This window comes from Sphingomonas sp. PP-CE-1A-559 (assembly GCF_004340965.1).
Classification (GTDB): domain Bacteria; phylum Pseudomonadota; class Alphaproteobacteria; order Sphingomonadales; family Sphingomonadaceae; genus Sphingomonas.
In genome coordinates this window covers 1,026,263-1,046,072 of record NZ_SLYA01000001.1, presented here as the reverse complement: position 1 = coordinate 1,046,072, position 19,810 = coordinate 1,026,263, and the positions used below count along the sequence as shown (strand labels likewise).

At 65.5% G+C, this 19,810-nt stretch carries 18 protein-coding genes and 1 tRNA gene; 6 read left to right on the top strand and 13 right to left on the bottom strand.

Annotated features, from left to right (window positions below):
- Positions 1–71: 71 nt before the first annotated feature.
- The 5 genes from C8J42_RS04760 to C8J42_RS04740 all read right to left on the bottom strand — a co-directional run bounded on the left by C8J42_RS04760 (position 72) and on the right by C8J42_RS04740 (position 7,168).
- Positions 72–1,850 carry a DUF885 domain-containing protein gene (locus C8J42_RS04760; RefSeq protein ID WP_133019058.1) on the bottom strand — a complete coding sequence of 593 codons (1,779 nt, stop codon included), beginning with the start codon at positions 1,848–1,850 and terminating at the stop codon, positions 72–74.
- 16 nt (positions 1,851–1,866) lie between these two features.
- Positions 1,867–3,984, bottom strand: a complete 2,118-nt coding sequence (locus tag C8J42_RS04755; protein WP_133019233.1) for a prolyl oligopeptidase family serine peptidase — start codon at positions 3,982–3,984, stop codon at positions 1,867–1,869.
- A gap of 72 nt (positions 3,985–4,056) precedes the next feature.
- Positions 4,057–5,043, bottom strand: coding sequence for a DUF2891 domain-containing protein (locus C8J42_RS04750; RefSeq protein WP_133019057.1), 987 nt, complete (start codon positions 5,041–5,043; stop codon positions 4,057–4,059).
- Between the two features lie 29 nt (positions 5,044–5,072).
- Positions 5,073–5,483 (bottom strand): SgcJ/EcaC family oxidoreductase, encoded by a 411-nt coding sequence (locus C8J42_RS04745; RefSeq protein WP_243644117.1) that lies wholly within the window; start codon positions 5,481–5,483, stop codon positions 5,073–5,075.
- A gap of 11 nt (positions 5,484–5,494) precedes the next feature.
- Complete coding sequence (locus C8J42_RS04740; protein ID WP_243644080.1) at positions 5,495–7,168, bottom strand: EAL domain-containing response regulator; 1,674 nt, start codon at positions 7,166–7,168, stop codon at positions 5,495–5,497.
- A 124-nt stretch (positions 7,169–7,292) separates the two neighbouring features.
- Here C8J42_RS04740 and moaA point away from each other — a divergent pair, with 124 nt between their 5' ends.
- From moaA to C8J42_RS04715, 5 genes are all read left to right on the top strand, one after another.
- Positions 7,293–8,306 (top strand): GTP 3',8-cyclase MoaA, encoded by a 1,014-nt coding sequence (moaA, locus tag C8J42_RS04735; protein ID WP_133019055.1) that lies wholly within the window; start codon positions 7,293–7,295, stop codon positions 8,304–8,306.
- On the top strand, positions 8,303–9,082 hold the full coding sequence (locus C8J42_RS04730; protein ID WP_056490697.1) for an NAD kinase: 780 nt from the start codon (positions 8,303–8,305) through the stop codon (positions 9,080–9,082). The genes moaA and C8J42_RS04730 overlap by 4 nt, the downstream gene beginning before the upstream one ends.
- A gap of 88 nt (positions 9,083–9,170) precedes the next feature.
- Positions 9,171–9,245, top strand: a tRNA-Asn gene (locus tag C8J42_RS04725).
- Between the two features lie 158 nt (positions 9,246–9,403).
- Positions 9,404–10,669, top strand: coding sequence for an integrase arm-type DNA-binding domain-containing protein (locus C8J42_RS04720; protein WP_133019054.1), 1,266 nt, complete (start codon positions 9,404–9,406; stop codon positions 10,667–10,669).
- Positions 10,670–10,679: 10 nt separating this feature from the next.
- Positions 10,680–11,543, top strand: a complete 864-nt coding sequence (locus C8J42_RS04715) for a helix-turn-helix domain-containing protein (RefSeq protein WP_133019053.1) — start codon at positions 10,680–10,682, stop codon at positions 11,541–11,543.
- 226 nt (positions 11,544–11,769) lie between these two features.
- Here C8J42_RS04715 and C8J42_RS04710 read toward each other — a convergent pair whose 3' ends face one another.
- Complete coding sequence (locus C8J42_RS04710; RefSeq protein WP_133019052.1) at positions 11,770–12,999, bottom strand: integrase arm-type DNA-binding domain-containing protein; 1,230 nt, start codon at positions 12,997–12,999, stop codon at positions 11,770–11,772.
- Positions 13,000–13,021: 22 nt separating this feature from the next.
- Between C8J42_RS04710 and C8J42_RS04705 the strand changes: the two genes are divergently transcribed.
- Positions 13,022–13,267: a hypothetical protein gene (locus tag C8J42_RS04705; RefSeq protein WP_133019051.1), complete on the top strand. Its 246-nt coding sequence runs from the start codon at positions 13,022–13,024 to the stop codon at positions 13,265–13,267.
- A gap of 288 nt (positions 13,268–13,555) precedes the next feature.
- Here C8J42_RS04705 and C8J42_RS04700 read toward each other — a convergent pair whose 3' ends face one another.
- The 7 genes from C8J42_RS04700 to C8J42_RS04670 all read right to left on the bottom strand — a co-directional run bounded on the left by C8J42_RS04700 (position 13,556) and on the right by C8J42_RS04670 (position 19,810).
- Positions 13,556–14,368, bottom strand: coding sequence for a DNA adenine methylase (locus tag C8J42_RS04700; protein WP_243644078.1), 813 nt, complete (start codon positions 14,366–14,368; stop codon positions 13,556–13,558).
- 309 nt (positions 14,369–14,677) lie between these two features.
- Complete coding sequence (locus tag C8J42_RS04695; protein ID WP_133019050.1) at positions 14,678–15,223, bottom strand: lysozyme; 546 nt, start codon at positions 15,221–15,223, stop codon at positions 14,678–14,680.
- On the bottom strand, positions 15,213–15,461 hold the full coding sequence (locus tag C8J42_RS04690) for a hypothetical protein (RefSeq protein ID WP_133019049.1): 249 nt from the start codon (positions 15,459–15,461) through the stop codon (positions 15,213–15,215). Before C8J42_RS04690 ends, C8J42_RS04695 begins: the two co-directional genes overlap by 11 nt.
- Before the next feature lie 39 nt (positions 15,462–15,500).
- On the bottom strand, positions 15,501–15,914 hold the full coding sequence (locus tag C8J42_RS04685; RefSeq protein ID WP_133019048.1) for a hypothetical protein: 414 nt from the start codon (positions 15,912–15,914) through the stop codon (positions 15,501–15,503).
- Between the two features lie 71 nt (positions 15,915–15,985).
- Positions 15,986–16,285 carry a hypothetical protein gene (locus tag C8J42_RS04680; protein ID WP_133019047.1) on the bottom strand — a complete coding sequence of 100 codons (300 nt, stop codon included), beginning with the start codon at positions 16,283–16,285 and terminating at the stop codon, positions 15,986–15,988.
- A complete protein-coding gene (locus tag C8J42_RS04675; protein ID WP_133019046.1) occupies positions 16,278–16,595 on the bottom strand; it encodes a hypothetical protein in 318 nt (105 codons plus the stop codon). Before C8J42_RS04675 ends, C8J42_RS04680 begins: the two co-directional genes overlap by 8 nt.
- Positions 16,596–16,606: 11 nt before the next feature.
- A complete protein-coding gene (locus C8J42_RS04670; RefSeq protein WP_133019045.1) occupies positions 16,607–19,810 on the bottom strand; it encodes a hypothetical protein in 3,204 nt (1,067 codons plus the stop codon).

Sequence of the window (19,810 nt, the reverse complement as noted above, 5' to 3'; positions counted from 1 at the left end):
ACATGCCCCTCGCCGCCCGTGCCGATGAACGGATCGACCACGGGATATGCGTTACGCGCACCCTCCTGCCGTCATCCGATCGGCAGGTCGAACAGCAGTTCGCGGACGTAGCGCACCGGGGGCGAACCATGCGCGAGCAGCGCGTCGTTGTAGCGCTTGAGATCGAACGCCGCGCCCTGCCGCTTCTTCGCCTCTTCCCGCAACGCCATGTGCTCCGAATAGCCCGTAAAATAGCTCAGCAACTGCGTCGAGCCGAGCGAAGCGCGGACCCATTTGCCCGCCGCCTCGCGCTCCTGCTGGAACGCGGTGTGCGTCATCAGCTGCATCGCCTGGTCGCGCGTCATGCCTTCGGTGTGGATGCCGATGTCGAGCAGCGAGTTCGAGATCGACCGAAGCCGCATCTTGAGCACGGTGAGCTTGAACAGCGGATCGCCGTTCAGATAGCCCTCGTCCGCCATCATGCCCTCGGCATACACCGCCCAGCCCTCGACGAACGGCCCCGAGCCAAGCACCGCACGCAGCGTCGACTGAGTCGCATTGGCGTGCGCGAGCTGGAGATAATGCCCCGGCATCGCTTCGTGCACGGCGAGATCGTGGATCATGTAGTCGTTATATTCACTAAGGAACGAGGTTGCCTGCGCCTCGGTCCAGTCGTCGGGGATCGGCGAGACGGCGAAGAACGTGCCGAGATTCTTTTCCAGCGGGCCGGGTGAATCGCAGTACGCAACTGCGACGCCCTGCTGGAACTTGGGCATGGTGATGATCTTCACCGGGCTGTCGGGCATGCCGACCAGCCCCTTCTCGCGGACGAAGGCGGTCGCCTGCGCCAGTGCCTTGGTCGAGGCGTCGATCATGCCGTCGCGGGCGGGGCGCTTGGCATAGGTGAGTTCGAGCGCGAGCTGGATCGCGGCCTGTTGCTGCGCTTCGGACGGCTTGTCGGGAAGCAGCAGCGCGCCCTTCTTGGCGCCGAATATCTGGCGCGCGATCGCGTACATCTGCGCGCGCGTGTCGACGATCGCGGCCTGCGCGCGTCGCTTGATCTCGGCCCGGGTGAGGTCGGATTGCAGCGCGAAGCCAAGCTTCTTGTCGTAGAGCGCCGCGCCGAGGCGGAAGTCGCCCTTCGCGCCGGGGACGAGCGTCTTGTCGAGCCAGACCTGGTGCTCGGCGACCGCCGCCTTCAGTTTTGCGAGCGCGGCATCGAAACGCTTGGCGTCCGCTGCGGACAATTCGCTCTTGTGCGGGGCGAGCATGGTCTCGGCGATGTCGACGATGCCGCTGTTCTGCTTCGCCACGGTCGTCGCGTAGATCGACGGCACGCGGGCGGGGACGATGTTCGCGCGCGCCTGTGCCAGCAAGGCGGGGAGCGCCTCCATCCGCGCGGTCGCCGCGTTCAGGCGCTGCGGCCACGGCGCGAAATCGCGGGCCGCGAGCGAATAGAGCGAGCTGCCGGCGATGTCGTTATAGACCTGCGGATCCCACGCCCATCCGCCGAGCGTCTCGGTATCCCAGATGTCATAGCGAAGCGCATTGTCGAGCAGCGCCGCGTCGACCTGCTCCTCGCGCGACAGGGCCTTGCGGTCGATCCGCTGGAGATCGGCGAGCATCGCCTTCGAGAACGCCTCACGCCTGGCACGCCCTGCGGCGGACATGTCGGTGACCTGCGTGTCGAAGCGGTGATCGCCGAGCGATGTCGCCGACGACGGATTGAGGCGGGCAAGGCCGTCGACATAGCGCTTCGACAGCAACGCGAACGCGCTCGTTTCGGCTTGCGCGGCAAGCACGGGCGCAGGGATCGACGAGACGGGCAGCGCGAGCATCGCGGCGCCGAGCAACAGACGGAAATTACGCATCATGGATTCCTGACGATCAGCGCTGTGGGGCGAGTTGTGCGTTCAGATAGACGGTGACGAGCGCGGCGCGCTTGGCGTCCTCGATCTTGTCGGCGCCCGCCGCGTGGCCGCCTTCGGGGTTCTCGTAATAGAAGAACGGGTCGCCGTACGCCTCCAGCCGCGCGGCGAATTTGCGCGCGTGGCCGGGGTGGACTCGGTCGTCCTCGGTCGAGGTGTAGATGAACGGCGTCGGGTATTGCACGCCGCGCTTCAGGTTCTGATAGGGCGAGTATTGCGAGATGAACGCCCAGTCCGCGGGCTTGTCCGGGTCGCCATATTCGCCGATCCACGATGCGCCTGCCGACAGATGCGAATAGCGCTGCATGTCGAGCAACGGCGATCCCATGACGATCGCGCCATACAGGTCGGGCCGCTGCTCCATCGCGACGCCGACCAGCAGGCCACCGTTCGAGCGGCCCGAGACCGCGATCTTCCGCTTCGCACTGACACCGGTGCGGACCAGATCGTCGCCGACCGCGTGAAGATCGTCATACGCCTTTTGCCGGTTCTCGCGCAGCGGCATCTGGTGCCAGCGCGGCCCGTATTCGCCACCGCCACGGATGTTGGCGAGCACGAACGCGTTGCCCTCCTCGACCCAGAACAGCCCCGCCGGACCCGAGCGATAGGGCTGGTCGACGAGGTAGGTCGGCGTCTGCGCGTTGCGGAACCCGCCATAGGCGTGGACCAGCGCGGGCACCGGGCCGCCCCCGGATCCTGGCGCGCCCTTCTTGCGCACGAGGAAATACGGGATCTTCGTCCCGTCCTTCGAGGTCGCGAACCGCTGTTCGACTTGCATCATCGAGGCGTCGAACCGCGCGGGCAGCGTATCGACCGCCACCGGCTTCGCGTTGGGGCGGACGGCATAGAGCGCGGGCGGGCTGAGGAAGCTCTCGACCACCGCGAAGGCGACATCGTCCTTGCCCGCGGTCGCTTCGAGATGGATCGTCGATGCGGTCGGCAACGCCGCGACGCCTTGCGTCCAGACGCCGTCCGCGCCGCGCGTCAGCGATACGAGCCGGCCCGAGACGTCGTCGAGCATCTTCACCCATAGCACCGACTTGCTCGAATCGACCTGCTCCACCGCCTGCGTCGCGGTCGGTACCAGCACGCGCTCGATCGTCGGCGTGCGGCCTGCTAGCACGTCGGCAATCGAATACGCCACGACCGACCCGCTCGGAATCCCCTTCCAGTCGGACGCCAGTGTCGCGATCAACCGGCCATCGAGGACGGCGTTGATCTCGGCATCGTCGGGCAACGGCGACGGCACCAGCCGGCCATTCTCGGCGATGTGACTGCGCTTCGAATGGAAGAAATCGACGTTGCGTGACACTAGCGGATAGCGCCGGTCGCCATCCGTGAAGACGTTGGTCTCGATCCCGACATCATCCGCCGTCGCGCTCGTCACGGTGGCCGCGGCCGAGAGCGGCGTGCCGCGCTGCCACCGCTTCACGGTCCGCGGATAGCCCGACTTGGTGAGGCTGCCGCCGCCGAAATCGGTCGCCACGTACAGCGCGTCCGGCCCGGCCCAGTTCAGCCCGGTCTTGAAGCTCGGTACGACGAAGCCGTCCGCGACGAACTTGCCCGTGGGGATGTCGAACTCACGCTCCTCGACCGCATCGCCGCCGCCGTTCGACAGCGCCACCATGCAGCGATCGTAGGACGGCGAGCGACACGTCGCGCCCTTCCACACCCAGCTCTTGCCCTCCGCCTTGCCCAGCGCATCGACGTCGATCAGCGTCCGCCATACCGGCTTGCCGCTGGTGAACGACGCGAGCGAGGCCACCCGCCAGAGGCCGCGCACGTTCGTCTTGTCCTGCCACAGGTTCAGCACCTGATCGCCGAGGATCTGGTCGGGTGTCGCGATCTGGCGGTCCGCCTGCAACAGGTCGAGCGCACGCTGGCGGTAGCGCGCATAGCCGGGCTTGGCTTCGAGCGCGGCGAGCGACTGCGTGTTCCACCGCTTGACGGTATCGAGCGCACGCGTGCCGTGGATGTCCTCGAGATACGCATTCGGATCGGTAGCGGGGGCCGGAGTCTGCGCCAGCGCGGTCGTGGAAAGGGCCAGCAAGGCCAGGAACGGCAGGCGTCTTTGCATCATCACTCTCTTATCGTTGAGTGATGCGACTGTAGGCAGCGCGGTCCGCTACGCCAGCCCCTTCTCTTCAGATCATTCCGCCTCCAGCGCGAGCAGCGCGAACGTCGCCAGCCAATGCTCGCCCATGTAATCGTCCGCGAGATGCGGCAGTGCCTCTGCCAGGTGTGCGTCGGCGATCGCGCGGGCGGCGGCAGGATCTGGCAGCGCGTCGGCGATCGTCCGCCAGCACCACGCGCGCGACAGGTTCACGCCATCGAGATGCGCGAGGCGGCCGTCGGACCGGTCGCTGACGATCGCGGGGGAGCGCAGGCACGCGGTTGCCGGACCGAACGGATCGGGCAGGAACGCCGCCAACCACGGCGCGAAGTCCGCCCCGAGCACGTCCTTCATCAACGCCGCCTCGCACAGCGTCGCCGACAGGAAATCCTCCCCGCTCGGCTCGAACGGGCGGCAGTCGCGATCGTCCCCGTACCAGTCCAGCGCGCGCGCCTCGATCAACGCGGCGAGCGACGCGTCGTGCGTCCGCGCCCAGCGCAGCGCGTGGACGAGAGCGAACGCGGTGCAGTCATGCTTCCCGCTCCGCACGGGGTAGATCAGTTTTGGCAGATACGCTGCGAACCGGGCCGCGAATGCGCGTGCCAACGGCTCGACCGCCGCCGCCCAGGGTCGATCGGGCCGGAGCGCCAACTCGGCGTGCAGCGCGAGCAACCAGCCCCAGCCATAAGGCCGCTCGAAACCGCCCGTGCCCGGCCGATCGAGATACGCCACCTCGCCCGCGATCAGCGCGGGCACCAGCATCCGGTCCGCCAACGCCTCGACCGCGGCGGCCTCCACCATGCCTGGATACAGGCGCGCGAGGCGCATCACCTGCCACCAGCCATGCACGCAGCTATGCCAGTCGAAACTGCCATGAAACACCGGATGCAGCGTCTTCGGCAGCGCCAGGTCGCCGGGCCCGTCGAGCACTTGGTCGAGCTTGTACGGCCATTCGCGCGTCAGATGCCCCAGCGTCAGCCCGGCAAATCGCGCCGCAGTCGCGCGGTCGAGCCGCTGTGTCATCGTGTCATCCCACATCGTTCGCCGGACATTCAGCTGCTGTGATCCGAAATGATCTTCCACGCGCCGCCACGCCGCTCGAATACCAAAGTCGTCATGCCCGATTCGCTGGTCGACGCCCCGGTCAGCGTCCACCGTGCGAACAGCATCGCATGCGCCGGATCCAGACCGCGCATTTCCAGGAACGCGAACGACAGCTTGCCGCGCGCATTGCCCGTGCCGTTGAAGCTGGACCGGTATTTGTCCGCAATCGCCAGCTTGCCGCGAAGCAGTCCCTTCGGCGTCACGAACACTGCGTCCTCGCTATAAATGTCCATGAACCGTGCGAGATCGCCCGCGTTCCAACCCGCCGCGCTCGCATCCATCCCCTTGCGGATCGCGACTTCGGCGGGCGTCTGCGCGATCGCGGGCGCTGCGATCGCGACGATCGCTAGGGGTAGCATCAACGTCCGCATCATTCTCTCGCCATCAGTTCGAGCAACGCCGCCTCGCCCACCGGTTCGGACAGCAGGAAGCCCTGGTACAGGCTGCATCCTCCCGCGGCGAGCAGTTCGAGTTGCGACGGCCGCTCGACCCCCTCGGCGATCACCGCGAGCCCCAGCGAACGCGCCATCGTGATCGCACCGGCGACCACCACGCGGTCACGCGCGCTGCCGTCGATGTCCCGGACCAGCGACTTGTCGATCTTGACGTAATCGAGCGGCAGCGACTTCAGATAGGCGAGACTCGAATAGCCCGTCCCGAAATCGTCGATCGCAACCCGGCACCCTGCCCCGCGCAGTTCCGCCAGCAACGCCGACGCCGCCGCGAGGTCTTCGATCAACCCCGTCTCGGTAATCTCGACCGTCAGCCGCCCGCGCGGGAAGCCGCTCTCGTCGATTCGCGCGAGGAACAGCGCGGCAAAACCCGGCCGCGTGATGTCCGCCGCCGTCAGGTTCAGCGACACGCGCAACGTTCCCAACACCTCCGGCCATGCGACCGCACGCGCCAGCACCAGCCGCTGGATATGGTCCGACAGCGCGATGCCCAGATCGGCCCGGTCGGCGGCGTCGAACAACGTATCCGCCCCAAGCGGCCCGAGCGCCCGGTGGTTCCAGCGCGCCAAGGCCTCGACCCCCGTGATCTTGCCGCTCGCGATCTCGACCTGCGGCTGCCAACGCAAGTCGATCTCGTCGCGCTCGATCGCATGGTGCAGGTCGATCGCCAGCGCGTCGATCGGCGCGACCCCGTCGGGCAGCGCGACGTGGAGCACCGATCCGTCGCTCGCCTTCGCCTCCGCCAGCGCCTCGCTCGCGCGGCGCAGCAACGCCGCCGCATCGTCGCCCGGCTGACGCTGCGCCACGCCGAAGCGGCATCCGAGCACGGCACGCGTATCGGCCACCGCGAACGGCCGCGCGAGCGCCGCGTCCAGCGCGGTGATCGCCGCCGTCACCGCGGCCCCGGCCGCCTCGATCACCAGCACGAACTCCGACCCGCCAAGCCGAGCGACCATCGCATCCACGCCGATTGCCTGGCGCGCGACCGTCTCCGCGCGCAACACCGCGGCTTCGATCAGACCATCCACCGCGGGACGGCCATGCGCCGCATTGACGATGTCGAGGCGCGACAGCGCCACCAGCACCACCGCCACCGGCCGCTCCTCTGCGATACGGCTGACGATCCAGCGCCGCGCTTCGCCGGTCTCCCTGTCATAGTGCGATGCGCCGGGTATGCCGCGTCGATCGATCGCGCCGCCGGATGCGCGGGCGGCATGGCGCCCTGCGAACCGCAACGCCTGGACGAGTTCGCCTTCGCTGGCCGGACTCGCGAGGAATTGCGTCGCGCCCGCATCGAAGAACTCGCCGATCGCCTCGACATCGCCGCGCGATACCAGCACCAGCAACGCCGCACCGTTGGTGGCGACCAACCCGCCCAGCCTGCGCGTCGCCGAAAGTCCGTCGTCGAGCGCACCGCGCGCATCGATCAACGCGACCGCCGCACCACTCCCCAGGAACCGGCTCTCCAACCCTTCGGCATCGCCCACGACCGCCGCCTGCCACCCCGCACCGGCCCCTGCGCTCGCTAAAATCTCCGTGATCTCATCACGTTGACGGAACGATACCGCGAACAGCGTCGTTGCGATCTGCATGTCTTCCATATCCGTCGCACCTCGCTCGATCGGTGCGAGCCTAGCCGCCGTATCGCCGCGCGCCAATCCAATACCAGCCGATCCGGCCTTGTTAGTGGGACAGTCACGTCTTAGCTCGGAGGAGATGACGATCGCGCCCACCCTCGAGCAAAAGCCGCTGCGCGATACGCATGGTCGCACGATCAAGTATCTGCGGATTTCGGTGACCGATCGCTGCGACCTGCGCTGCCGCTACTGCATGTCCGAAAAGATGACGTTCCTGCCGCGCAGCAAGCTGCTCAGCCTCGAAGAGATCGCGATCATTGCCGAGCGTTTCATCGCACGCGGCGTTACGAAGATCCGCCTATCGGGTGGCGAGCCACTCGTGCGTCGCGACGTCGCCGAATTGGTCCAGCGCCTGGGTCACAACATCGGTTCGGGCTTGGAAGAGCTGACGATGACCACCAACGGCACGCGCCTCGCGCAGCATGCCGAGGCGATGGTCGATGCCGGCATTCGCCGCGTCAACGTGAGCATGGACAGCCGCGATCCCGAGCGCTTCCGCTACATCACCCGCCACGGCGACGTGTCGCAGGTGATCGGCGGGATCTACGCCGCACGCGACGCGGGGCTTGCGATCAAGATCAACATGGTCGCGCTGAAAGGCTTCAACGAGGACGAGATCGCACCGATGCTCGCCTGGTGCCGCGACGAGGGTTTCGACCTGTCGCTGATCGAGACGATGCCGCTCGGCGCGATCGACGAGGATCGTACCGATCGCTTCCTGCCCCTCACCAAGGTGTTCGACGACCTCGGACAGCAGTTCACGCTCGCCCGCGACCCGCACAAGACCGGCGGCCCCGCACGCTATTGGAACGTCGACGGCACGCGCACGCGTCTTGGCCTGATCTCGCCGCTGACCGCCAATTTCTGCGAAGGCTGCAACCGGGTCCGCCTGACCACCGAAGGCAAGCTCTACATGTGCCTGGGCCATGACGACCAGGTCGACCTAAAGGCGGCTCTGCGCCAAGGTGGCACCGCCGGCCTCGACGAAGCGATCGACGCTGGCCTATTTGCAAAGCCCAAGGCGCATGACTTCCGCATCGGCCAAGGCGAAGGCCCTGCGGTCGCGCGCCACATGAGCGTCACCGGCGGATGAGCCTGTACGAGCGGCGGGCGCTGGTCGCGTCCAATACCCCGCCTGCTCGTGCCGCCGAAGCGGAGCTCGCCGACATGGGCGAGTGGGTGCCGGTCGAAGAGGCGGACGTGATCATCGCACTCGGCGGCGACGGGTTCATGCTCCAGACGCTGCACACGATGCTGGAACGCCGCAAGCCGCCGGTCCCCGTGTTCGGGATGAACCTCGGCACCGTCGGCTTCCTGATGAACGAATGGCGCCACCACGGCCTCACCGACCGGCTCGAGCGCGCGAAACCGTTCAAGGTCATACCTCTCAGCATGACCGCGATCGGCGTCGACGGCCGGACGCACACGCTGCCCGCGATCAACGAAGTCTCGTTCCTGCGAGAGACCCGCCAGACCGCCAATCTCGAAGTGACGGTGAACGACCGCGTCGTCCTCGCCGAACTCGCCTGCGACGGCATCCTCGTCGCGACCCCGGCCGGCTCGACCGCGTACAACCTCTCCGCGCATGGCCCGATCCTGCCGCTCGGCTCCGGCATGGTCGCGCTGACCCCGATCAGCCCGTTCCGCCCCCGGCGCTGGCGCGGCGCCATCCTGCCCGACAAGGCACGCATCCGTATCCGCGTACTCGACCCCGGCAAGCGCCCCGTCTCCGCGGTCGCCGACCAGCGTGAGATCCGCGACGTCGCGCAGGTCGACATCTGCATGGACCGCGCCCGCGAGCTCACGCTGCTGTTCGATCCCGAGCACGCGCTCGACGACCGGATCACGATGGAACAGTTCGTCGCCTGAACGCGGTTTATCGCGGACTTTGCATTTTTGCGGCGAAACCCGCTTGCATCGTCCGACCGGCCGTTTATAGAGCCGCCTCCGGCAACGTTCCCTGATAGCTCAGCGGTAGAGCTCTCGACTGTTAATCGAGTGGCCGTAGGTTCGAATCCTACTCAGGGAGCCATTTCCTCGTTCGCGGGGGTGCCGAGAAGCCCGCGAAGGCTTGCAAGCCCGCGGAAATCCTCACATTCGAAGTTCGGTACGGTTCGAAGCCGTTCGGGGGCATCCGGCCTCAAGTGGGGGCACTTTGGGGACACCAGTTTTCAGCGCTAGGGGCACCGTATGCTGACCGATGCGAAGTGTCGGAATGCACGGAAAGCCAAGAAGCCGCAGAAGCTGGCCGACGCGCACGGCTTATATCTCTTCGTCACGACCACCGGCTTCCGATCGTGGCGGATGAAGTATCGATTCGGCAACAAGGAGAAGCGGCTGACGTTCGGCGGCTATCCGGACGTATCGCTCGAGGATGCGCGGGAAATGCGCAACGCGGCGCGGTTGCTGCTTCGGGCCGGGATCGATCCGGCGATCGAGCGGAAACAGCGGGAGGCGACGGTTACCGCCGAATCGCTTCGGTTGTTCGAACCGATAGCGCGCGCCTGGCACACGGCGCAGACGCCGACCTGGTCCCCGCGCTACGCGGCAAAGGCGCTGGCGAGTATGGAGAAGGACATCTTCCCAGCGCTCGGCAAGGTGCCGATCGGCTCAATAACCGTACCGATGGTGCTGAAGGCCCTGCGCGCGGTCGAGGAGCGCGCGGCGATCGAGACCGCGCACCGGCTGCGCCAGCACATGTCGGAGATCTTCCTGTACGCGATCGGCGCCGGTTTGACGGAGACCGACCCCGCGCACGTCGTGAAGCCGGCGCTGCTGCCTATGGTCAAGGGACGTCGACCAGCTGTGAGATTGGCGAGCGAGGCAACGGCGGTGCTGGCCAAGGTCGAGGCAATGGACGCCTTCCCAGCGACGAAGCTGGCTTCGCGGCTGCTGGCGCTGACGGCGGCTCGCCCTGGCGTCATACGAATGGCGGCGCCGCAAGAATTCGAGGGGCTCGATTCGACGTCACCGATCTGGCGGGTACCCGCGGAGAAGATGAAATTGACGGTCGAGCGGAAGAACGATGCCGACTTCGAGTTCGTGATACCTCTGTCGTCGCAGGCGGTTCAGATCGTCCGCGTGGCACTGCAGCGCTTCGGGAACGGGCCCCTGCTCTTCCCGAGCGTCAGCAGTCCGAAGAACCCTCTCAGCGACAATACGCTGTCGAAGCTATACCGGGATGCCGGTCAGCGCGGCCGGCACGTTCCACACGGCTGGCGCGCGACGTTCTCGACCGTGATGAACGAGCTGGCAGCGGCCGAGGACCGAACCGGCGATCGCGCCGTGATCGATCTGATGCTGGCGCATCTTCCGGCCGGAATGTCCGCCTCGGAAGCTGCGTACAATCGAGCGATGTACATGCCACGTCGACGCGTCATTGCACAGACGTGGGCCGACTTACTCGTTGTCGACCTTCAACCAGCTCAGCAGCTGGCGGAGCGCGCCGCGCCGTAGCAGGTGCAGCATGATGCGCGGCGGCGGAGCCCCAAGCGGTCAGGCTGTCCGGAACCTTATCCGCGGCACCAGCGCGCGATTCGCCGAGAAGGCACGCGGGGCCGATCATGGAGAAGGCCGCCGCGTACCGCGGCGCCATAGCTATGACGTCGACGATCTGCGCGCTCAGCCATGGAAGAAGGTCGGCGACGGATCACACGCCCAGGGCGTAATCCATCGCGAGGCATTGGTTCAGAGCGCGAAGGAGCAACGCCGGCAGGATTGGAAGGAGCTGCCCAATCGCCGGCTGCGCGAGGTCCGCGAGTTGCGCGACGCGCTCGCGGCTGAGCTGGCGGCGCTTGTCGCTCAGGGGCAGGCCCCGATCGGTCGGCCGGCGACGCTCCGCCACGAGATCGAGCGCCTGGACGCGACGATCGCCCGCGCCGACGGCCGGCTGACCCGCATCGACGTTACCGTCCTCGAGGCGCTGCTTGCGAAGATCGACTTCGCAACCGGGGCGCTCTTCCCGTCTTACGATACCATCGCCGAGTGGGCGGTCTGTAGCCGCAACGCGGCGATCGAAGCGATCAAGCGGCTGAAGAGCCGCGGCTTCGTGGATTGGGTGCGGCGTAGCATCCGGACGAACAACGACGGCGAGTTCGCTCCCCAGCGAGAGCAGACATCGAACGCCTACTATTTCGACCACAGACGCAGCATGGCGCCCCGAACGTGGCAGCGGTACATGCAGATCCTCGTCGCCAAGCTTCGGCGCCTGGGGGCCGTTCCTGCCGCCGTAGCCATTGGCGCCCCGGCCGCGCCCCGCGAGGTCCAAGATCCCGCGCTGCGCGCTGCACTCGCTAGCGCGGCTTCTTCGTTCGACAACGCGAGTACATGAAATGTGCTCTATCCTGCATTCAGGTATGAGGAATAAGGAACGTCTCCGCTGAACGCGGAGCCGGCGCTAGTTTGATATTCCCCCAACGCCGAAACGGCATGCCTCAAGGACCCGACCGCCGAGACCCGGCTGTCGGAGCGAGGCGGCTTGCGCCGCCCCGGGCTATCGATGGGGGAAGTGTGCGAAAGTCGTTGTTCTTTTCTTGCGTCGCGTATGCGGCGCTGGATCAGAGATCGACCAACAGATCCGCCCACTCCTGGAACAGGTCGCGCTGACGCTGAAGGCGCTCGCTTCGATCGTACGCCGCCTTGACCTTGTCCTTCGGCGTATGCGCCAACGCCCGCTCGACGTCGGCGCCGTCCGCGCCGCGCTCGTTCATCACCGTCGAGAACGATGCGCGCCAGCCGTGCGGGACATGCCGCCCCTCGAAACCGGCGCGATCGTATAGCGCGCCGATCGACTTCTCCCCGATCGGTTTGCCGGCGCCGGCAGACCGCTCGAAGATCAAACCATGCAAATTTGCATCGTCCCGATGCATATTCTCGCCACCACGATGCATATCCGCGCGGATCTCGCGCAGCAGCGCGACGGCCTGGCGCGACAGCGGAACCAGATGGTCGTTCTTTGCATCGAGCTTCTTCGCCGCCTTCAGCTTCATCCGCGCGGCCGGCACGCGCCACAACGGCGCCGCGCCATCGAGATCCTCGATCTCATTCCAGCGCGCGCCGCGTACCGCGGCGAAACGGACGGCGGTCAGCGCCAGGAATCGCGACGCGCGTTTCACCGGCGGCGCGACGTCGACCAGCTCGGCCGCGGCGAGCAGCTCGCGCGCGTCCTCGATCTCGAGCAATGCGGCGTGATGCTGTGCCGGCGCGGGCGGCGTGAGCGCGCGGCTGACGATCGCCGCGGGATCCTGGTCAACCAGGTCCTCCGCCATCGCGTAGGCAAATACGGCCGAGATCCGCTGACGGACGCGGCTCGCGGTGACCAGGCTGCCGCGCTCCTCGATGACGCGCAGCGCGTGCAGGATCACGGGCACGGTGACCGCGCCGATCGGCATCGCGCCGATCGCCGGGAACACGTCGCGCTCGAGGCTCGCCAGGACGTCGCCGGTGTGCCCTTCCGTCCAGCGCGGGCTCATGTGCGTATGCCACTGGCGCGCAACGTTCTCGAAAGCACGTGCCTTGCCGACCGGCGCAACAGTCGAGGTTCGCGGATCCTCGCCGCGGCCGAGCAACTCGCGCACCTGGTCACATCGGGCCCGGGCAGCATCTAGCGACACTTCGGGAACGGCGCCGATCGTCAGCAGCTGCTCCTTGCCGCCAAAGCGGTACTTGATCCGGAAGGACTTTCGACCGGTCGGAGCGACGTAGAGATGCAGACCGGCCTGGTCGAACAGCTTGTAGGGGCCGGACGTGCGCGGCCGCGCGGCTTTCACCGCGGCGTTGGTCAGCATAGAATGCTCCTCGGAGGTGAGAATGGCTGGAAAATCGATGATCGAGCGGGTCGCGCGCGCGATGGCGAGCGCGGACAACGGTGCTCCGACGACGTGGCGCCTCTATGCAGACGACGCCCGAATCGCGATCGCTGCCATGCGGGAGCCAACCGACCATGTTAGTCGAGCCGGCGAGGAAATGATCGACGGGCACACACCCGGCGCTCCTGTCGATCTATTGTGGAAATCGATGATCGACGCGGCGCTCAGCGAAGAGCAGCCTGCGTAATCCGAGGCGTTATGCATTTGTATGCATATTCATGCATAATTGGCGTTCGGGCTTAGGCCCTTTTTCAAGCCAACCCGGAGCTAGCCATGAAGCGCTAATCGGAACGGCGGAGCCGGCCTTCGGGCCGGCTCCCACCCGAACGCGGCGGATAAGCCCTCCGCCGCATCGACGGTTTTCCGCGGCTTACAGCGGAGCATGTACCCCGTTTTAGGGTAGCCGATACCCCAGCAGCGCGTGCCCGAAAGCACGTGCCGTTGGGTTTTCCGAGTCATAGCACGAAGGCGAATGTCACCGCCGGTTGCGTATAATCAGCTCTGTCACCTTTGATGGCGCGCCGGTCGACTTCATCCCGACCGACCAGGCCGTGTCGACTTCCTGGATCTCGAACGCCGCGAACGCTTCGCGAATGAACGCCGTGTCGTTGATCGACATGATGAAGTCGCCGGCGATCGCCCCCAACTGCTCCGCCATCGCTAGGTAGTCAGCGCGGCCGAACTCGACGCCGTAGCCTGCCGTCTCGTCATAAGGCGGATCTAGGTAGAACAGCGCCCCGGCGTGATCGTACCGGCGGATCAGGTCTGCGTAAGGCAGCTGCTCGATCTGAACCGGTTCGAGGCGCCGACTGAGGAGCTTCAGCTCGCCACGTAGCTTTGCGAGATTGAAGCGCGAAGGGTTTCGCGCTGTCACGCCGTAGGTCCGGCCGACGACACGGCCCCCGAACGCCTGGCGCTGAAGATAGAGGAAGCGGACTGCGCGCTCGATGTCAGTCAGCGTATTCGGATCCATCGCCTTCTGCCGGTCGAACTCGGAACGACTGGCGATCAGCCAGCGCAGCTCTTCGACGAAAGGCTCGTAGTGCCGGCGCACGACGCGGAACAGGTTAGCAACGTCGCCGGATAGGTCGTTGATGATCTCGACGGTCGGCCGGCGCGATCGGCGCAGAAATACGCCGCCCATGCCGACGAAGGGCTCGATGTATGCCTTGTGGGGCGTGGCATCGATCATGGCGCACAGACGCGTGGCCAGGTTGCGCTTGCCGCCCATGTAGGCAGCAGGCGGGCGAGCAGCGATAACAGGACTCATGTGGAGGTAGACCTTCATGACGAGGCACGGGCTACGCGCGCCATGATGGCCGCCGATCGACGATCGGCGGAGCCCCGGCCGGACGGCCGCGGGATGGATGAAGCGGCGATCGCCGCGAAACTGGTGGAGGATCTCTGCGCGGCTAGCCGACCCGGACCGGGTGGTTAGCCGCGCAGGACCACGGGAACTGCGCCCCGAGTATTCCCCCCGGAGGGGTCTTCTATTTCACGGGCCACCCGGCGAACCGGAGCCCATGGTCGAACCGCGCGCGCGGGCTGTCCTAACGGCTAAGCTCAGAGCAGCGCTCGAGCTATGCCACGGCGACGATCAGGCGGGCAATCCCTTCAGACAGATTGCCCGCTCGCGTTCGCGACGCTTGACCAGGCCGCTGACGATCTTGCCGCCTGCCTTAACGAAGAGGGGAAAGCGGTTGCAGCCAGCCTTCCAGTCGCCCGCATTCCAGAGCTTCGCGATACTCGACTTGCACACGCCGGCCGAACCGATGTTGTACGCGAGGCCGACGGCCGCGATCGTCTGGTTCGGGCGGCCATAGAGCTTAGGAACGCACTTGATGATGGGCTCGGCGTGCGCGATCAGCTCCTCCTCGAGCTTCGCGTTGCACTGCGCCTCGGTGAAGGTCATCCCCATCCGGATGTTCTTGGTGACGCCATCGCACGCCGTCGGCACCTTCACGATGTCGAGATACGCCTTCAGGTACTGGCGGCCGGCAACGTGACGGACCGCGATCGAGCCGTCCTGCTGGACGGTCGCCTCGACCTTGCGGCCGCTCTCGTCGGCCGGGATCGAGACGAACAATGCCGCGGCCGCCATGACCGAGCCGATAACGCCGGCGAGCGTTTTCTTATTCGCCATCGGTAGCCTCCCGCTTCTTGAGGATCCGCGCGACGAGCGTCGCGACGAACAGTGCCGGCGTGACCCACCGGCTGACCGGGCTAGGCACGATGTCGCGGATAGCGTCCGGCAACGACTGCCAGACCTGCAGCGCGGTATCGGGCGCGGCCGCAGCCGCGGTGGTGGCGACGGCGCCGATCGTCGCGACGCGCACCGACGCCAGGCGCCACGCATGGCGCCAGTTCGGGATCAGTTTCATGATGTTCTCCGAGATTGGCGGCAGCCGGCCGCCGGCGGACTATTCGGCGGTGGGCGCCGGAATATGTACGGGCCGCTGCCCTTCGAGCATCCGGACGCGTTCTTTCACGCGGAGGACGTCGGCCTCCATCGCGTCTGCTCGAGCGTCCTGCTTCGCGTTCGTCGCTTTGGTATCCGATAGCTGAATCGATGCGGATCCCTGGCTGGTCTGCAGATCGGCGATGCCCTTTTGCAACGCGTCGACGTTTGCCGACATGCGGGTGACGGTAGTGCCGAGCGAGCTAACGCTGGCGCCGACCCAGAGGCACAATGCCAGGATGATCGCGACGATGATCGTCGCGGCGTGCTTCGCCAGTCCGCGCTCCTCGCTCGCAACGGCGGGCGGTCGGGTCGCAGCAATCAGTGAAGCGATATCGTTGAGGTCGAGGCCGTCTCGATCGCGGCTACGGCTCACGCGCGCACCAACGATCTCGCGACCACCAGGGCCGCGCGTCGCTTATTCTTCATGATGATGCTCCGTTCAGATCAGGCGAATTGATCGATTACGAGTTTTGCGATGTGGAAGAGCCACATGACCATGGTGGCATGCGCAAAGCCTTCCATCGCGACTTGCCGTCGGGACCGAACTCGAACCAATTCGTTCCCGTACCTCGCGTTGATGTAAGCTCCGTCGGGACCAGTCCCGAACAGTCCTAAGCGGGGATCAAGTCCGGGGTAGTTTTGCTCCATTCCCGCGAGAAAAACGCGCTCCGCCAGAAGTGTCTCGTTTATCGTTATCCGTTCGGGAAGCGGCATGGCCGGTTTCCCAGAGATCATCTCATTCATTTTCGCCATCCTGAACGATCGCGATGTCGTCGGCTGCATCAGCGAAGCGATCCTGCGCCTTCAGATGCGCGTAGCACTGTACCCAAATAGGCAGAGCGTCGGGACCGGGGTCGGGCGTGAATTCCAGCATGTCTTGTTCGAGGAACGGCTGCGCCGGCAAGGTGTCCGTCCCGGTAAATGCCTCGCGCGACAAATACGTGTTCGCGGAGAAGCTGATCGACGCCTTCGATCCATAGAAGGCGTCGACCCGAACGTACGCGTTCTTCGCCACAAGACCGTTCCGAAGCTCCAGCGTTTTGATGATTGCCATGAGCTGGCTCCTTACGTGATTTGAACGGAATACGAGCCGTAGACGCTCGCGTTACTGGCGAGGCCGGCTAGACGAACCGGGATCGCAGCCCCTGGCGTGGTGGGGAAAGTGATCGTCACTTCCATGCGACCGGAGCCGTCAACAGCGGTCGTCACCGTGGCCGCGTTAGCGGCCACGTCGTCAATCGACGTCGACTTTATGAGAGGCGCTTGCGCAGGAATGTTGCTCGATCCGAAAGCCAGAAGAACTTCGCCGCGCCGGGGAATGTTATTGTAACGGCTGCTCCATTCGATTTTAAATGAGGCGTGGAGTTGGGAAGCGCCGGCCGTCGCAACATCGTAGCGGATTTTGACAGTCGAGAAGATGTTCGCCGCAGCAGTCAGCAGCTGACCGTTCGCCAGCGTGGACATGCTTACGTAAGCCGTCGGGAGAACTGGATCGCTACCAGCAGCGAAGCGGCCCACCCAAATGCCGGGAGAACCGCCCGCAGTACATTGCCATTCGAACGCCGATCCTGACGTCGGGGCATTATTGACGCACCGGTCGCCGGTTCCATGTGTGCCAGTGGTCGGCGCAGCGCTCGCCTCGATGACGTTCTTGGTGCGACGCCGAACAATCGAAGCGCCCAAGCTGTACGCGTTGCCGACGAAACCCGTTGTGTCGACAAGGCCGACCTTCGCCGTCCCGCTCGTATCTGGCAGGTTGATCGGGTTCGGGTTCGACGTGAAGTTACCGGAGACCTTGCCACCACCACGAAGCTCGACACCGTACATCGGCTGCGCGGCAACCAAGCGGCCGATCGCGGCATAGGTCGCGCCACCCGAGACGGTGCCGGTCATTTCGCAGACCGGGTTGTGCAACACAAAGCTCGGATTGCCCGCTGCCGTTGCATTGATCGAATGAGCGATCTGCGTGGCCCCCCCCAGCGCCTGATGGTAGTAATGCGCCGCATCATAGTTGGCAGAGCGTTTGATGATCGGGTTCAGGATCTGCCCGTTGCCGGTGGTGCTGATACCGGCCGGACTTGAGGCATAGGTGTCCTGGTAGATTTCAGGCGCGTCGATGATGAAGTCCGATGCCCGACCAAAGCCCTCGCCAGGATTGGTGACGACGAAGGCCCCCGGTATGCCGTTGGTAGCGGTGAACGTTCCCGCTGCGGCCGTCGTCGCGCCATTGTCCGAAGCGGTCCAGGTGCTGTTTGCGTAGCCAGCGCCGGCCGAGCCGGTCACCGCCTCGATGCCCATGAACACCTCGAGCTCACCACCTACGCCCGTTGGATCACTGACGTTGAGCTTCGGCATGGCGGTAAAGCCAGTGCCGGGGTTGGTGATCACACCGCCCGTCAGCGCGCCGCCTGCGAATGTCGGCGTGATGACCAGGCCGCTACCGCCTCCACCCTCAACGGTGACGGTTGGGTTCGTATAGCCCGACCCCGCGTTGCCCGACTTGAGACGAACCCGCACCCCCTTCAGCGTTGCAGAGGCCGTTGCTCCCGTACCGCCACCGGCAATCGAGATTGTCGGCACCGGCCTCGAGAGGCCGCTGAGGTTGATCGCCCAGCGCGCATATTCGGGATTGCGGATCACCATGCGACGGATGCGCAAGCCGGTCGCCACACCGCCGACGAACACGCTGTCAGCCGGGTTGACTGGGGTGTAGGCCGAGAGCCCCGTACCGATGAGCGTATTGTCTTCGAGGAAGAGGTTTTCCGTCTCGGTGCCAGGGAAAGGCGTAAATATCCGGCAGTTGAGCGCGGTGTTGTGGTGGACCCGCAGGTTGCGGCTCAGCCCGCCTTCGAAGGCGTAGAACGTCTGGTTAGAGATGAGATTAAACGCGACCTCGAAGTTCTGCATGCCGGAGCCAAGGCCGATACCGCGCGTGCCGGTATCGACCTGGTTTCGTAGTATCTGGCCATTGGTGCAGCCCCAGAACTCGAACGGGATCGGACCGTATTCGCCGGTATTCAGGCAGTTCGTGACGGTGTTGTCGTTTCCTTCGACGTCAAACGTCGTGTTCCACATGTCGCGGTCAACGTCGCCGGGACCTCGGACGATGCACAGATTGGTGCCGACCCGGTTCAAGGTGTTCCGGTTGATGCGTAGCCGCCGGTTACCCTTGGCCTTGGCAAGAACTGCAAACCCGCCACTCGGGCAGTTCTCAACGTGGCAGTCGAGGATCTGGAGATTGTAGAATGGTAACAGTGGATCCGCACGAAGCGCCCACCGCCCCATGCCATTCTCCAAGCCAACGCGCTGGATCAAGATGTCGGAGCGGAAGTCACCGAGCGCGAGGATTGCGCGCGCCTCGGCGCCTGATGCGCCATCGATCGTAAGATCCTGCACCGTCATGCCAGCTGCACCGGCAGCGAGCGACCAAACTGCAATGGTCGTTTCGAATGCACGCCGAACCCGCGTTAGCAATCGGTCTCGTCCGTAGATCCAGCGGCACGTCTGGACGAAGTCAGCGATTGCCCAGATGCCATCACCGATCAACGAAACCCACCCACCGCTGGCCTTCGCGCAAGCGTCAGCTGCCACGAACGCGGCCGTCGCGTTAGCCGAGCCGGGGAACCCGCCGAAGTGCTGGGGGCGCCACTCCGGCCCCTGTTGCTCAAACCAAGCGCCTGACTTGTCCTGCAGGCGTGATGGTTGCACTGGGCCTTGCTGCCCCGCAGCCGGCTGAGGGTCGAGGCGGAGGAACGTTGCCTCGCCGCCGTCCCCAGGACTGGCATAGCCTGCCACCTGGAACGTCGTGACACTGGCGGGGATAGGAAGAGCGGCTGCAGCTGCTCGCGTCGGATACACGGGGATCTGCGTTTGATCGACCGCGCCCATGTTGGCGCGAGCGAGGGCCATCTCCGACGCCGACAACATCATCGCGGCATCGGTGCGGATCCGGCGACCCAGCGCATAATCCGTCAGCTGCGTTAAGCCACCGAGCTGGTTCTCCAGGGCTTCGAGAGCCTCCTCGTTCGCGCCACTCGACGCGATCGCTTTCAAACGAGCCAGGCACGGAACGTAGATCGTTTGGCCGCTGACGTTGATGACCGGGTAGTAACCAAGGTCCCCCGTCTTGCCGCCGGTCGAGTTGAAGCTCGCGGGATCATCGATCGAACCGGCAAGAAGCATGACCTGCCCATTTGCCCATTCCTCATACGCTGCGAAAAGGTCAGCATTCTGGGCCAGCAGCGTGGCCAGCTGATCGTCGATAGCCAT

What these genes read in the sequence shown, in the direction of transcription:
- C8J42_RS04760 (WP_133019058.1), bottom strand. Translation starts at nt 1,850, where the DNA reads ATGCGTAATTTCCGTCTGTTGCTCGGCGCCGCGATGCTCGCGCTGCCC.
- C8J42_RS04755 (WP_133019233.1), bottom strand. Translation starts at nt 3,984, where the DNA reads ATGCAAAGACGCCTGCCGTTCCTGGCCTTGCTGGCCCTTTCCACGACC.
- C8J42_RS04750 (WP_133019057.1), bottom strand. Translation starts at nt 5,043, where the DNA reads ATGACACAGCGGCTCGACCGCGCGACTGCGGCGCGATTTGCCGGGCTG.
- C8J42_RS04745 (WP_243644117.1), bottom strand. Translation starts at nt 5,483, where the DNA reads ATGCTACCCCTAGCGATCGTCGCGATCGCAGCGCCCGCGATCGCGCAG.
- C8J42_RS04740 (WP_243644080.1), bottom strand. Translation starts at nt 7,168, where the DNA reads ATGCAGATCGCAACGACGCTGTTCGCGGTATCGTTCCGTCAACGTGAT.
- moaA (WP_133019055.1), top strand. Translation starts at nt 7,293, where the DNA reads ATGACGATCGCGCCCACCCTCGAGCAAAAGCCGCTGCGCGATACGCAT.
- C8J42_RS04730 (WP_056490697.1), top strand. Translation starts at nt 8,303, where the DNA reads ATGAGCCTGTACGAGCGGCGGGCGCTGGTCGCGTCCAATACCCCGCCT.
- C8J42_RS04720 (WP_133019054.1), top strand. Translation starts at nt 9,404, where the DNA reads ATGCTGACCGATGCGAAGTGTCGGAATGCACGGAAAGCCAAGAAGCCG.
- C8J42_RS04715 (WP_133019053.1), top strand. Translation starts at nt 10,680, where the DNA reads ATGATGCGCGGCGGCGGAGCCCCAAGCGGTCAGGCTGTCCGGAACCTT.
- C8J42_RS04710 (WP_133019052.1), bottom strand. Translation starts at nt 12,999, where the DNA reads ATGCTGACCAACGCCGCGGTGAAAGCCGCGCGGCCGCGCACGTCCGGC.
- C8J42_RS04705 (WP_133019051.1), top strand. Translation starts at nt 13,022, where the DNA reads ATGGCTGGAAAATCGATGATCGAGCGGGTCGCGCGCGCGATGGCGAGC.
- C8J42_RS04700 (WP_243644078.1), bottom strand. Translation starts at nt 14,368, where the DNA reads ATGAAGGTCTACCTCCACATGAGTCCTGTTATCGCTGCTCGCCCGCCT.
- C8J42_RS04695 (WP_133019050.1), bottom strand. Translation starts at nt 15,223, where the DNA reads ATGGCGAATAAGAAAACGCTCGCCGGCGTTATCGGCTCGGTCATGGCG.
- C8J42_RS04690 (WP_133019049.1), bottom strand. Translation starts at nt 15,461, where the DNA reads ATGAAACTGATCCCGAACTGGCGCCATGCGTGGCGCCTGGCGTCGGTG.
- C8J42_RS04680 (WP_133019047.1), bottom strand. Translation starts at nt 16,285, where the DNA reads ATGAATGAGATGATCTCTGGGAAACCGGCCATGCCGCTTCCCGAACGG.
- C8J42_RS04675 (WP_133019046.1), bottom strand. Translation starts at nt 16,595, where the DNA reads ATGGCAATCATCAAAACGCTGGAGCTTCGGAACGGTCTTGTGGCGAAG.
- C8J42_RS04670 (WP_133019045.1), bottom strand. Translation starts at nt 19,810, where the DNA reads ATGGCTATCGACGATCAGCTGGCCACGCTGCTGGCCCAGAATGCTGAC.